This window comes from Streptomyces sp. AM 2-1-1, from assembly GCF_029167645.1.
Taxonomy (GTDB): domain Bacteria; phylum Actinomycetota; class Actinomycetes; order Streptomycetales; family Streptomycetaceae; genus Streptomyces.
On record NZ_CP119147.1, the window covers coordinates 223,646 to 235,722 of the forward strand.

At 72.8% G+C, this 12,077-nt stretch carries 10 protein-coding genes and 2 pseudogenes; 5 read left to right on the plus strand and 7 right to left on the minus strand.

The genetic code is table 11. From position 1 onward, the window contains the following. The first annotated feature begins 11 nt into the window (after positions 1-11). Together PZB77_RS01025 and PZB77_RS01030 are read left to right on the plus strand one after the other, a co-directional pair. Positions 12-1,247 carry an LLM class flavin-dependent oxidoreductase gene (locus PZB77_RS01025; RefSeq protein WP_275490598.1) on the plus strand — a complete coding sequence of 412 codons (1,236 nt, stop codon included), beginning with the start codon at positions 12-14 and terminating at the stop codon, positions 1,245-1,247. Then, positions 1,244-2,593, plus strand: a complete 1,350-nt coding sequence (locus PZB77_RS01030; RefSeq protein WP_275490599.1) for an NtaA/DmoA family FMN-dependent monooxygenase — start codon at positions 1,244-1,246, stop codon at positions 2,591-2,593. The genes PZB77_RS01025 and PZB77_RS01030 overlap by 4 nt, the downstream gene beginning before the upstream one ends. Before the next feature lie 69 nt (positions 2,594-2,662). Here PZB77_RS01030 and PZB77_RS01035 read toward each other — a convergent pair. Further along, positions 2,663-3,283 (minus strand): annotated as a pseudogene (locus PZB77_RS01035) (L,D-transpeptidase); the annotation flags it as partial. Positions 3,284-3,305: 22 nt separating this feature from the next. Here PZB77_RS01035 and PZB77_RS01040 point away from each other — a divergent pair. Continuing rightward, positions 3,306-3,581 (plus strand): hypothetical protein, encoded by a 276-nt coding sequence (locus PZB77_RS01040; protein ID WP_275490600.1) that lies wholly within the window; start codon positions 3,306-3,308, stop codon positions 3,579-3,581. 99 nt (positions 3,582-3,680) lie between these two features. Here PZB77_RS01040 and PZB77_RS01045 read toward each other — a convergent pair whose 3' ends face one another. From PZB77_RS01045 to PZB77_RS01065, 5 genes are all read right to left on the minus strand, one after another. Then, positions 3,681-4,613 (minus strand): endonuclease/exonuclease/phosphatase family protein, encoded by a 933-nt coding sequence (locus PZB77_RS01045; RefSeq protein ID WP_275490601.1) that lies wholly within the window; start codon positions 4,611-4,613, stop codon positions 3,681-3,683. Between the two features lie 359 nt (positions 4,614-4,972). Then, positions 4,973-6,340 (minus strand): NtaA/DmoA family FMN-dependent monooxygenase, encoded by a 1,368-nt coding sequence (locus tag PZB77_RS01050; RefSeq protein ID WP_275490602.1) that lies wholly within the window; start codon positions 6,338-6,340, stop codon positions 4,973-4,975. A gap of 10 nt (positions 6,341-6,350) precedes the next feature. After that, positions 6,351-7,460, minus strand: coding sequence for an LLM class flavin-dependent oxidoreductase (locus PZB77_RS01055; RefSeq protein WP_275490603.1), 1,110 nt, complete (start codon positions 7,458-7,460; stop codon positions 6,351-6,353). Next, positions 7,453-8,919 carry an MFS transporter gene (locus PZB77_RS01060; protein ID WP_275490604.1) on the minus strand — a complete coding sequence of 489 codons (1,467 nt, stop codon included), beginning with the start codon at positions 8,917-8,919 and terminating at the stop codon, positions 7,453-7,455. The genes PZB77_RS01055 and PZB77_RS01060 overlap by 8 nt, the downstream gene beginning before the upstream one ends. A 221-nt stretch (positions 8,920-9,140) precedes the next feature. Then, on the minus strand, positions 9,141-9,290 hold the full coding sequence (locus PZB77_RS01065; RefSeq protein ID WP_275490605.1) for a putative leader peptide: 150 nt from the start codon (positions 9,288-9,290) through the stop codon (positions 9,141-9,143). 241 nt (positions 9,291-9,531) lie between these two features. Here PZB77_RS01065 and PZB77_RS01070 point away from each other — a divergent pair, with 241 nt between their 5' ends. Together PZB77_RS01070 and PZB77_RS01075 are read left to right on the plus strand one after the other, a co-directional pair. Then, the gene (locus PZB77_RS01070) at positions 9,532-10,353 is read left to right on the plus strand and encodes a DUF1684 domain-containing protein (RefSeq protein ID WP_275490606.1); all 822 of its coding nucleotides are present in this window, start codon (positions 9,532-9,534) and stop codon (positions 10,351-10,353) included. A 396-nt stretch (positions 10,354-10,749) separates the two neighbouring features. Beyond that, complete coding sequence (locus tag PZB77_RS01075; protein ID WP_275490607.1) at positions 10,750-11,271, plus strand: nuclear transport factor 2 family protein; 522 nt, start codon at positions 10,750-10,752, stop codon at positions 11,269-11,271. Between the two features lie 9 nt (positions 11,272-11,280). On the opposite strand, the pseudogene PZB77_RS01080 reads toward PZB77_RS01075, so the two are convergent. Beyond that, positions 11,281-11,571: pseudogene (locus PZB77_RS01080) on the minus strand (hypothetical protein); the annotation flags it as partial. Positions 11,572-12,077: the final 506 nt, after the last annotated feature.

Below are 12,077 nucleotides of genomic sequence, written 5' to 3' on the forward strand. Positions count from 1 at the left end.
GCATTACGGACATGTCGCAGTCCCCCTCTTCACCGCCTGAGCCCCTCCATCTCGCCGTGGCGCTGGACGGCACGGGCTGGCATCCCGCGTCCTGGCGCGAGCCGCGCTCCCGGGCCTCCGAGCTCTTCACCGCCGGCTTCTGGCTCGACGCCGTGCGGGAGGCCGAGCACGGCCTGCTCGACTTCGTCACCTTCGAGGACTCCCTGTCACTCCAGTCGACCGATCCGACCGCCGACGACCGGCGCACCGACCAGGTGCGCGGCCGTCTCGACGCGGTCCTGATCGCCTCCCGGGTGGCTCCGCTGACCCGGCACGTCGGCCTGGTGCCGAGCGTGGTGGCGACTCACACCGAACCGTTCCACCTGGCGAAGGCGGTCGCGACGCTGGACTTCGTGAGCGGCGGGCGTGCCGGGGTCCGGGTGAAGGTGTCCGCCGCCGGGCACGAGGCAGCGCACTTCGGCCGCCGGGACCTGCCGCCGTTCCGTCCGCAGGACTACCTGCTGCCCGATGCCCAGGCGCTGGTGCGCGAGTTGTTCGCAGAGGCCGCCGACTACGTCGAGGTGCTCCGCCGGCTCTGGGACAGCTGGGAGGACGACGCGGAGATCCGCGACGTCGCCACCGGGCGGTTCGTCGACCGCGCGAAGCTCCACTACATCGACTTCGAGGGCAAGCATTTCAGCGTCAAGGGCCCCTCCATCACACCGCGTCCGCCGCAGGGGCAGCCCTTGGTGACGTCGTTGGCCCACGCCACCATCCCGTACGGGCTGGTGGCCGGTTCCGCGGACGTCGGTTACGTCACGCCGCACGACGCGGCCGAGGCGCGGGCCGTGACGCAGGAGATCCGCGCCGCCCAGGAGACGGCCGGGCGGGGCGGCGAGACCGTCCACGTCTTCGGGGACCTGGTGGTCTTCCTGGACGAGACCGCCGGTGCGGCGAAGGCCCGGCGGCAGCGCCTGGACGACGTGGCCGGCGCTCCCCTGACGAGTGACGCCGAGATCTTCACCGGCACCCCGGGCGAGCTGGCCGACCTGCTGCTGGACTGGCAGCGGGCGGGCCTGACCGGCTTCCGGCTCCGTCCGGCCGACAACGCCCACGACCTGCCGGCGATCAGCCGGGGGCTGGTGCCGGAACTCCAGAGCCGTGACGCGTTCCGCCGCGCCTACGAAGCCGATTCGCTGCGCGGCCTTCTCGGCCTCTCCCGCCCCGCCAACCGTTACGCCCGGGTCCGGGCCGGAGGACAGTCATGAGCGACGAACTGAAGCAGATCCACCTCGCGGCGCACTTCCCCGGGGTCAACAACACCACCGTCTGGAGCGATCCGGCGGCCGGCAGCCAGATCGACTTCGCCTCCTTCAGTCACTTCGCGCGCACCGCGGAGCGGGCCAAGTTCGACTTCCTCTTCCTGGCCGAGGGTCTGCGCCTGCGCGAGCAGGGCGGTGAGATCTACGACCTGGACGTGGTCGGCCGCCCGGACACCTTCGGCATCCTCGCCGCGCTGGCAGCGGTCACCGACCGGCTCGGCCTGGCCGGCACGATCAACTCCACCTTCAACGAACCGTACGAGGTGGCCCGGCAGTTCGCGTCCCTGGACCACCTCTCGGCGGGCCGGGCGGCGTGGAACGTCGTCACCTCCTGGGACGCGTTCACCGGCGAGAACTTCCGGCGCGGCGGCTTCCTCGCGGAGGAGGACCGGTACACGCGGGCGGAGCAGTTCCTGCGGACCACCTGGGAACTGTTCGACTCCTGGGCCGAGGACGACCTCGTGGCCGACCCGGAGAGCGGGCGGTTCCTGCGCGACGCGGACGCCGGCACGTTCGCCCACCGCGACCAGCACTTCGACATCGCCGGCCGTTTCAACGTGCCCCGCTCGCCGCAGGGCCGTCCGGTGATCTTCCAGGCCGGGGACTCGGACCAGGGCCGGGAGTTCGCGGCGGCCACCGCGGACGCCATCTTCAGCCGCCACTCCGCCCCGGAGCCGGGCCGCGCCTTCTACCGTGACGTCAAGGGGCGCCTCGCCCGCCACGGGCGTGAGCGGGACGAGCTGCTGATCCTGCCCGCGGCCACCTTCGTGCTGGGCGACACGGACGCCGAGGCGGAGGAGCGCGCGCACGAGGTACGGCGCAGCCAGGTCAGCGGGCAGACCGCGATCAAGTTCCTGGAGCACGTGTGGAACCGGGACCTGTCCTCCTACGACCCGGACGGCCCGCTGCCCGACATCGATCCCGACACCGGTGAGCACACGGTGACCAAGGGCCGCGCCAGTGTGCGGATGGTCCGCGATCCGCTGGCCACCGCGTCCGAGTGGCGGCAGCGGGCCAAGGCGGAGAACCTGTCGATCCGGGAGCTGGTGATCGAGACCAGCGCCCGGCAGACCTTCATCGGTTCGGCCGCCACGGTCGCCCGTGCGATCGACGACTCCGTGCAGAGCGAGGTGTCCGACGGTTTCATCCTGGCGCCGCACCTGGTGCCCGGCGGCCTGGACGAGTTCGCCGACACCGTGGTCCCGCTGCTCCAGGAGCGGGGTGTGTTCCGTACGGAGTACGAGGGGACGACCCTCCGCGACCACCTGGGTCTGCGCCCGCCGAAGGGCTGAAACCGGGGCGGGTCCCGGGGGCGCCGGTCGGCGCCTCCCGGGATCTGCCGGCTCCGCTCCGCCCGGGCCTCAGCCCAGCGCGCTCTTCGCCTGCCACGCCGTCCAGGGGACGTTCCAGTCGCCGTAGCCGTTGCCCTCGGCGACGACACCCTTGGTGTCCGCTCCGGTGATCTCGAAGGGGTCTCCCACCCGTGCCTTCGCGTAGAGCTCGGCCGCGTCGGCGTCGCTCATGCCCACGCAGCCCGAGCTGTGGTTGGCGACGCCGAAGTACGCGGCGTTCCACGGTGCGGCGTGGGCGTACATGCCGGACCAGGTGAGCCGCAACGAGGAGTCGACCATCTTGTCGTAGGCGTCGCCGAGGCCGACCGTCTCGGAGCGCATGTTGATGGTGCCCTCCTTCGCCATCAGCACGGCCGTACCGCGCCAGGACGCCTTGTCGCCGCCGGGGGTTCCTCCGGAGACGGGGACGTCCATGACGGTGCGGCCGTCGCGGACCAGGGCGAGCCGGTGGCGGTCGAGGTCGACCTTCACCACCTGGGCGGCGCCGATGGTGAAGGACATGGCGTAGTCGCGGACGAAGAACCCTCCGCCGGGTCCCGAGTCCGTGCCGTCGAGGGCTGCGTCCAGGGTGACTTCGGTGCCGGGCCTCCAGTACTCCCGGGGCCGCCAGTCGACGCGGTCCTTGCGGGTCGCGCCCGGCAAGGTGCTGGCGATGCTCTTCCGCGGGCCGGACGAATCGGAGGAGGACGCGGGCTTCTGGTCGGAACTCCCCGATGGAAAACCGGCGGTGGAGGTCGAAGCCGACGGGCGTCAGGTACGGGTGCGGCTCGGCACTCCGGTCGGCAGACTCTCCACCCTCGCCCGTCTGCAACTGGTCTGCACCGCCGCGCACCTGGGCCCGGCACGGACGAGCGGTGTGCGGGAGAGCGTCCGGGTGACGGTGCGCGGGTCCGACGGGTCGATGGAGCCGTCCGTCTGTCCGCTCTGACGCCCGTCCGTCGTGGGACCTCTCCGTCCGGACGTCCCTCCGCTCCGGCATCGGCCCGCCCTCCGGCGGCCCGGACGGCAGGATCCTCCGGGCGGTCCGTCAACCGGTGGTGCCGGAGACCGGGAGGACCGCGAGCACCGCGACGACGGCCCGGTGGTCCGTCCCGGTCAGGGTGGGCTCGTGGACGGAGATCCCCGCCAGCCCGGAGCCGTGCAGCACGTGGTCCAGTTGCACGAGGGGCGGGAGGGGCCCGGTGCCGACCGGCCAGGTCGGCGCCCAGCCTTCGCCGAGTTCCGCATGGGTGTCGGTGAGGCCCGCGGCGAGCAGGGAGCGCATCGGCGCGTGGTCGAGGGTGGCGTTGAAGTCGCCCAGGAACACGGTGTCCGGCCCGTCGCTCCGGGCCAGGGAGGTGAGGGCGGACATGTCCCCGGTCCATCGCCCGGCGTCCCCGAGCGGGTAGTAGGTGTGGACGGCGGTGAGCCGCACGGCGCGGCCGCCGACCGTGATCCGGGCGGTGGTCTGCGGCCAGGCGGTGTCGATCCGCGTGGTGCCCGCCCCGGACAGCGGAAGCCGCGAGTAGACCGAGGAGTCGTACTCGGGGTGCAGCGCGTGGTACGGCAACAGGGCGCTCAGCCCCGCCTCGTCGAGCGCGGCGAGTCCCGCGGAGGGTGTCTGTTCGACGGCGAGCACGTCGATCCGCTCGGCCCGGACCATCTCCACCACGGACCGGGGATCGACCGCTCCCTCGTCGGTGTTGACGGTCGCCACCCGCAGGGTGGGTGCTCCCGGCGGGACGGTGACGGAGTGGGAGACGAAGCGCGGCACCATCAGCCACATCTGAGCCACGACCATCACCAGCGCGGCGGCGGCGACGCCCCGCGACCGCGACGCGCGGATGCCGGCCGTCACGCCGAGGACCAGCAGGGAGAGGACCAGCGAGTGGGGGAAGAGCACCATCGGCACGGCGAGAGGTGTGCCGGAGTCGCTCCCGGTCAGCCGTACGAGGAGGAGGGCGGCGGGAATGGCGAGCACCGCTCCGCATACCGCGAGGATCCAGGTCCTGCCGCGCCCCCCGCGCCCCCGGACGCGTCCTCCGGTGCGGTGCGACTCCCCCGCGGGCGGTGGGGCCGACCGCTCGGCACGCGGCGCCGCGCGCCCGGTCACGAGCCGGTCCGGGAGGCGTCCGGCACGCGCCGGAGGGCGGGGATCCTTCTCATCCGTCGATCATAGGCGGGCAGTTGTGGGAGGCGGGACGCCGTCCCTGGACCGATCCCCGGTACAGGGACGCGGGTGGCGTCCGGCGCTCCGGCGGGTGTGCGCTCCGGCGGCCACCGGTACCCGCCTGACGGTCCCGCCCGCGCGGCCGTCGGCGCGGGGCGGGACCGTCTCCGTCACCCGTCGGTCGCGTCGAGCGGTGGCAGGTCCAGGTGTTCGCGCAGCGTGGTGCCGCGGTACTCGGTGCGGTAGACGCCCCGCTCCTGGAGTTCCGGGACGAGCTTGTCGACGATGTCCGTGACGGAGGCCGGGAGCAGGTGCGGCAGCAGGTTGAAGCCGTCCGCCACCCCCTCGCGCACGTAGCGGGTCCACTCGTCGGCGATGGAGGCGGGGGTGCCCACGAAGGACGGGTGCCCCGGTGACACCTCTCTGACCAACTCGACTATGGAGTAGTCGCGTTCGGCGGCCAGCTCCCGCCACTTGCGGATGGTGGCGAGCTTGCCGCTGCGCTGCTCGACGGCGAGGGTCCCCCGGGACGGGTCGAGCTCCTGGTCGCTCGGCTCGATGTCGGGGAGCGGCCCCTCGGGGTCGTAGCCGGACAGGTCGCTCCCCCAGTACTGCTCCAGGAAGGCGAGGGCGCGTGGGCCGTTGATCTGTTCGCCCCGTACCCAGCGGGCCTTCTCCTCCGCGTCGGCAGGGGTGTCGCCGATGACGACGCTCGCGCCCGGCAGGATCCGCAGCGAGTCGGGTGTCCGGCCGTGGCGGGCGAGGCGCTCGCGGAGGTCTGCCGCGTAGGCGGTGGCCTTGCCGAACTCGGTGTTGGCGGAGAAGACGACGTCGGCGTGGCGTGCGGCGAGCTCGCGGCCGCCGTCGGAGTCGCCGGCCTGGAAGAGCACCGGCCTGCCCTGGCGGCTGCCCGGAACGGTGGCGGTGGCGCGCAGCTTCACGAGGTCGGTGTCCCGCTCGACGGGGACGACGGTTCCGGGCCGGGCCCAGTGGTCGTCACCGCCGGTGGATGCGATCGTGTCCGGCGCCCAGGACGACCAGAGTTCCTTGGCGGCGTCGACGAACTGCTCGGCGCGCTCGTAACGGCGTGCGTGGTCCAGCCAGCCGCCGTGCCGGAAGTTGGCGCCGGTCCAGGCGTTGTCGGTGGTGACGATGTTCCAGCCCGCCCGGCCCCCGGAGAGCAGGTCCAGGCTCGCCAGTCGGCGGGCCAGGTCGGCCGGGTAGTTGTACGTGGTGTTCTGGGTGGCCACCAGGCCGATGCGTGTCGTGACGGCGGCGAGTGCGGTCAGCTGGGTGATGGCGTCGGGCCGGCCCGCCACGTCCAGGTCGAAGACGCGGCCGCGGTTCTCCCGTACGCGCAGTCCCTCGCCGAGGAAGAACGCGTCGAACAGGCCGCGTTCGAGGATCTGCGCGATCTCGACGAAGGTGTCGATCTCGGTGTGCGACGGGGCGTCGGGGTCGGTCCAGATCAGCTGGGGTCCGACTCCGGTGTAGAACACACCGAGGTGGAGTCGGGGCTGGGGGTGCGGTGCGGTCATGGCGGTCACCTCAGGTGGTCGTGGCCGCCGGGGCGGCGTAGCGGTTGGCGGGGCGGGGAAGGCCGAGCGTGTCGCGCAGGGTGTCGCCGGGGCGGGGTACGGGCCGGTTTCCGGCAGCCGCCGGGTCACCCAGCACCCGGTCCACCAGGACCGGCAGGTCGACGGCGAGCACGGCCGGGTGCAGCCGTACCCCGTCGACCAGCCCGGAGAGTTCGCGCAACAGACCGACCAGCGCCTCGGGCGAGCCGACGTGGCGCAGCCGTCCGGTCTCCGGCCACAGGGCGGCCCCGTCCAGGGCGGCGAGCCGCTCGGCCGCCGGCGCGTCCGCGTCGAGGACCACCTCGACCTCGGCGAACACCAGCGGTGCCCCGGCCTCCCGGGCGTCGGCGGCGCGGGCGGCGACGCCGGCGAGATCGGGGCGGGCGACGAGGACCACGTCGGCGTGGTCGTCCACGTCCAGCGCGTCCGGGACCAGCACGACGAGCCGGCCCTGCGGCGGGCGGGGGGTGATGAGGGGACCCTTGACCGAGAAGGCGGGGCCCTCGAAGTCGACGGCGTGCACGCGGTCGGCGTCGAGGAAGCGGCCGGTGGCCCGGTCCTTGATGACGGCGTCGTCCTCCCAGGAGTCCCAGAGCGACCGGGCGGTCTCGATGACGTCGGCGGTCTCCCGGATGAGCGCGGCCGCGGGACGCACCGGCTCCCCGACGGTCGCGGCGTCGTCCTCGCCGTTGGCCGCGCCGACGACCCAGGCGCCCCGGCCGTGCGAGGCGTGGTCGAGGCTCGCGAGCTGGGTGGCGAGGTGGAACGGCTCCGTGGTGGTGACGTGGAGGGTGGGCGCGAGCCCGATCCGGTCGGTCAGCACCGAGACGTACGCGGCGCGCGTCCCGGCCTCCAGCCGTCCGGCCGGCCCGCCCGCGGCGGGGGGCAGGGGCGAGTCGGCGAAGGTGACGAGGGCGAAGCCCGCGCTCTCGGCCGCGGCCACCGTGTCCCTGAGGGCTCCCGGGCCGAGGACGGCGCCCGGCGGTCGCCCCGAGTGGCGCCAGGCGGCGGGATGGGCGCCGTCGCCGTCCACCTCCAGGGCGAGGTGCAGCCCGGGAAGCCGGGTGTCGCGATCAGTCATGAGGGATACCTCCGGTCGAAGTGGTGCGGGGTACGGACGGGTCGGCGTACGCCGAGGGGAGGGACGGGTCCGGGGGCGGTGAAGGCGCTCCGGGCGGGATCGTGGCGGGGGTGCGGAAGGGCGCCGCGCGGGCGGCGGCCCGCACCCGGGACGCCCGGCCGGGGACGGTGGCGCCGCGCCGGGACAGCCACAGCGCCACCGCCCCGGCGGCGAGGACGGCGGCGCCCGCTCCGGAGGCGAGTCCCCAGCGCACCCCGGCGTGCTGGGAGACCCAGCCGACGGCGGGGCCGCCGAGCGGGGCGCCGCCCATGGAGACGACGGTGTAGACCGCCATCACCCGGCCGCGCACCGCGTCGCCGACTTCCGACTGGACGAAGGCGCTGACCGCCGTGTTGAGGATCATCAGCGTGAATCCGGTCGGCAGCAGCAGGATCAGGAAGGTGGTGTAGGACGGCATGAGCGCGGCCACCGCCTCGCTCGCGCCGAACAGGACGGCCCCGGCCACCACGGTCCGTACCCGGGGCGAGGCGCGGCGGGTCGCGGCGAGCGTCCCGGCGATGGTGCCCACGGAGAGTGCGGTCGACATGAAGCCGAGGCCGCTGGATCCGACGTCGAAGACCCTCCCGGCGAACAGCGTGAGGGTGGTGGGGAAGTTCACCGCGAAGGTGGAGACGAGGCCGAAGAGGACCAGGACGCCGGTCAGTTCGGGCCGGGCGGCGACGTACCGCAGCCCTTCCACGCCGGCTCCCCGCAACGGCGCTCGCTTCGTACGAGGCGGGAGGTTTCCGCCTTCCGCACCGGTCCCGCCTGCCACCCCGTCCGAGCGTTCCGCCCCCGCCGCGGGAGCCCCGGCCCCGGATGCACGCGGACGGATCATGAGCAGTCCCGCGGTCACCGCCGCGAACGAGAGGGCGTTCACCGCGAACACCCCGCCGGCACCGATCACCGCGATCAGCACCCCGGCGATCGCGGGTCCGACCAGCCGGGCCGCGTTGAGCGACAGGATGTTCAGACCGGCCGCGTTCGGGATCAGCGCTCCGCCGACCAGTTCCGTGACGAAGGAGAGCCGTGCGGGGTTCTCGACGGTGAAAACGGTGCCGAGGCCGAACGAGAGGAGGTAGAGCGACCAGAGGGGTGCGTGGCCGGAGACCACCAGCACCGTGAGGAGTACCGCCTGCACCGCGTAGAGGGACTGCGCCCACAGCAGGAGGGTGCGGCGGTCGTACCGGTCGGCGAGTACCCCGCCCCAGAGGCCGAACAGCAGGACCGGGGCGAATTGCAGACCGGCCGCCCACCCGACCGCCGTCCCGCTGTGCGTGAGGTCGAACACGAACCAGTCCAGCGCCACGCCCTGCATCGCGGATCCGGTGTTGGAGACCAGACCGGTGCTCCAGTAGATCCGGTAGTCCCGCACGCGCAGCGCGGCGAACACCCCGTTGCGCGTGGCGTCTTCGGGCACGGCGAACCTTCCGGTCGGGGCGCGCGGGCAGCCGTGACCGGCCACCGGACGCACAGTCGACTGCACATGACGGCGTGTCAGGGGATGGGAAAAAGGGAAACCCCCGGCGCACCGGGGAACGCGGAAGGCGCGCGGCTCACGACCCGCTCATGCGCGGGGCCCGGACCCGCGCGAGGTGGACGCGCACGCCGAGGTACGCGGGCCGGCGGAGAGGGACGCGCTCAGCGGCGCGGCGTGGAGCCCGGACACAGCGCGCTGCTCACCCGGAGCAGGTCGACGTGGCGCCGGAGGACACGGAGCGTGGAGGATCCGGCGTGGTGCGGCAGACGGCTGCCGTGCTCGCTGAAGGGGCGCGCCCGCACGTCGCTCACCTCGCAGTCCTCGGATCGGTCGGGGCCGGGTGAGGGCTGCCGACACGGGAATCACCGCACGGGGACGCGGGCGATCTCTCCGAGAGGCTAACCCGCGGACGCCTCGCCGAACAATGCCGTCCCAGGGTACGGAACCCCGGCGACGGGGCGGGAATGAAGGCGGCGGTCCTCGGAGTTGGGTGCTGGAGAACCGCAACCGACCCCGGCGGGCCCGCCCGCCACGGAGCACGAGGGAGTGGACATGACCGTCCCGGAGACCGCCCAGGGAACCTTCGTCGAGGAGTGGGAGGCATGGCACCGGCAGAAGGAGGAGACGCTCGCCGGGCCGCACGGATTCCTCGCCATCACGAGCCTGCACTGGCTGAGCGCCGAACCGGAACGCTTCGCCGACGCACCGGGCGCCTGGTCGACGTCGGCCGACGGCGTGGTGGTGGATCTGGCGGACGGCGAGGAACTGATTCTGGACGGAGTAACCCTGACGGGCCGTCATCATTTCGGCGTGCTGGGTGAACGCACCAGCCTCTTCCCCGGGTACGGGGATGCCGTGATCGAGGTCGCCAAGCGGGGCGGGCACGACATCCTGCGCCCCCGCCACCCGGAGAACGTTCTGCGCACCGGCTTCACCCGCACCCCCGTCTACGCCCCCGACACCCGCTGGGTGCGCCCCGGCCGGTTCGTGCCGTTCGAGCAGCCTCGCCCGGTGACCGTCGGCGCGTCGGTCGAGGGTCTGGAGCACGTCTACGACTCCCCCGGCGAGGTCGAGTTCGAGCTGGCCGGAGAGGTCCACCGCCTCACCACGTTCAACGGCACGCGCCCCGGTTCCCTCATGGCGCTCTTCACCGACCGAACCTCCGGTGTGACGACCTATGCGGCGAACCGCTCCCTCCAGATCGCCGCCCCCGACGAGGACGGAGCCGTCGTGGTGGACTTCAATCGCGCTGGGAACCTGCCCTGCGCCTACACGGACCTGGCCACCTGCCCGCTGCCTCCGAAGGAGAACCGTCTGCCGGTCGCGGTCGAAGCCGGTGAGCGCATTCCCCTGGAGCGCGGCGGACAGCCCTGACCCCTCCCGCCCCGGCATGCTCCTCGGGGTCCTGCAACGGGACTGCCGGCCTCCGGCCCGGCGCGACTCGGTCCCCCTACCGAAAGCATGACCTGAGGTGGTGCCGCCGGGCCGAAAAGTGCCGCCTCCTGGGGTGGTGCCACCGGCCCGGGAAGTGCCGCCGGAGACGCTGATGAGAGGTCCGGCCACCGCCCGGCCCGGCGTGGTGCCGGACGTGTTCGCGGGCGGCAGGTCTGCAGGACGTCGTTGTGCACGCACGACAGCGACGGCGAGGCCCGCACCCCTGGTGCGTGTCCGGCGGATCATGTTCCAAGCCACGGCGTCCGGCGCGGTCTTGACGGCAACGAGGGAGGGAAGTCTTGACCTCAAGCACGGTTGAGACCGAATGATCGAGCCATGAACGAGATGACCGGCACGACCGGTCTCCGGGACCACTTCGAGATCGCCACCCTCATCAGCGGCTTCTTCCGCACCATGGACGAGCGGCGGTACGACGAGGGGTGGCCCGGGGCCTACTTCACTGATGACCTGCGGACGACGACGCCGCTCGGTGTGGCCGAAGGTGCCGACGCGGTACGCCACGTGGAGGAGGCCACCGGCCGGTTCGCCGCCACCCTGCACATCTCCTCCGACGTCCTCGTCCAGGCCGGACCGGGCGCGCGGACGGCCCATGCCTCTTGGAACGCCCACATGACCCACGTCCATCTTGACTCCACGCTCCGAGCAAGGGGCGAGGGTGCCAACCCCCTCTTCACGGTGGGCGGAATCTACGAGGGGGATTTCCGGCGCACCGACAGCGGTTGGCGCATCAGCCGTATGTCCGTGCGGGCCGTCTGGACCAGAGGGGAGCCGCCTGTCCTGCCGGAGGAGACCGCCGTCCGGGTCACGGAACTGACCGGCGCCCAGGCGTCGGGCTGACCCGGCAGCTCATGGGCGGAGCCGGAGCCGGATCGAGGTGAGGGTGACGGTGCTGGGGAAGATGGTGGCGCGCTTGTCATATCCCGTCGCCACGGCCCGGGGGTTCTTCAGGGCGTTGATCGTCCGCTCGATTTCCTTCCTGCGCGTGCAGAGGGAGTGTCCGAGCCCTTCATCGGGGCGGTGCTGCGGAGGCGTCGGCCTACTTCCCGGCAGGCGTGGCGGCCGCGGGCGGGCCCCGGCGGCGTGCCGGTAGGGCCGGCAGGAGGCGGAGTCCACGCTCACCGTCGACCGGTCGGTGCGGACTTCCGAGTAGGCGCCGGCCAGGACAGCCGCGAAAAGTTTGCCGCGCCTGGGAGGCACGGACGAAGCCGCGCCCGGGAGACGCAGGCGACGGTCACCTCGCGCGCGCGGTTTCCCCCGCACCCGTACGGATGCGATGTCCGCAGCATCATCGGGCCCGGGCGGTGCGGCAGGACTCCGCCCCGGTGCGGAGGACTCGGGCCCCCACCTGCGCGTTCGCTTCCGTCGCCGACTGCGGACGCGTTGGTCCGGCCCTCTCGCGGCCGGGTGCGAGCAGGGGATCGGAGTGCTCAATTCCGTTCATGAATACGGAAGTTGTATTGACTCGCACGTGTGCTGTTCATAACATCGAAACATCTGAAGCCAAGTTTGGCTTGATTTCGTCGGCTTCAACGTCGCCGGATCCCCCAGTGAATGCGTACCGCCCGGATCCCGCTCATCGTTCGTTCTGCTCGATCTCAAGCATCCGCTCATCACGCCCTGCGGCGTGCGCGCCCGGGGGAGCC

What these genes read in the sequence shown, in the direction of transcription:
- PZB77_RS01025 (WP_275490598.1), top strand. Translation starts at nt 12, where the DNA reads ATGTCGCAGTCCCCCTCTTCACCGCCTGAGCCCCTCCATCTCGCCGTG.
- PZB77_RS01030 (WP_275490599.1), top strand. Translation starts at nt 1,244, where the DNA reads ATGAGCGACGAACTGAAGCAGATCCACCTCGCGGCGCACTTCCCCGGG.
- PZB77_RS01040 (WP_275490600.1), top strand. Translation starts at nt 3,306, where the DNA reads ATGCTCTTCCGCGGGCCGGACGAATCGGAGGAGGACGCGGGCTTCTGG.
- PZB77_RS01050 (WP_275490602.1), bottom strand. Translation starts at nt 6,340, where the DNA reads ATGACCGCACCGCACCCCCAGCCCCGACTCCACCTCGGTGTGTTCTAC.
- PZB77_RS01055 (WP_275490603.1), bottom strand. Translation starts at nt 7,460, where the DNA reads ATGACTGATCGCGACACCCGGCTTCCCGGGCTGCACCTCGCCCTGGAG.
- PZB77_RS01070 (WP_275490606.1), top strand. Translation starts at nt 9,532, where the DNA reads ATGACCGTCCCGGAGACCGCCCAGGGAACCTTCGTCGAGGAGTGGGAG.
- PZB77_RS01075 (WP_275490607.1), top strand. Translation starts at nt 10,750, where the DNA reads ATGAACGAGATGACCGGCACGACCGGTCTCCGGGACCACTTCGAGATC.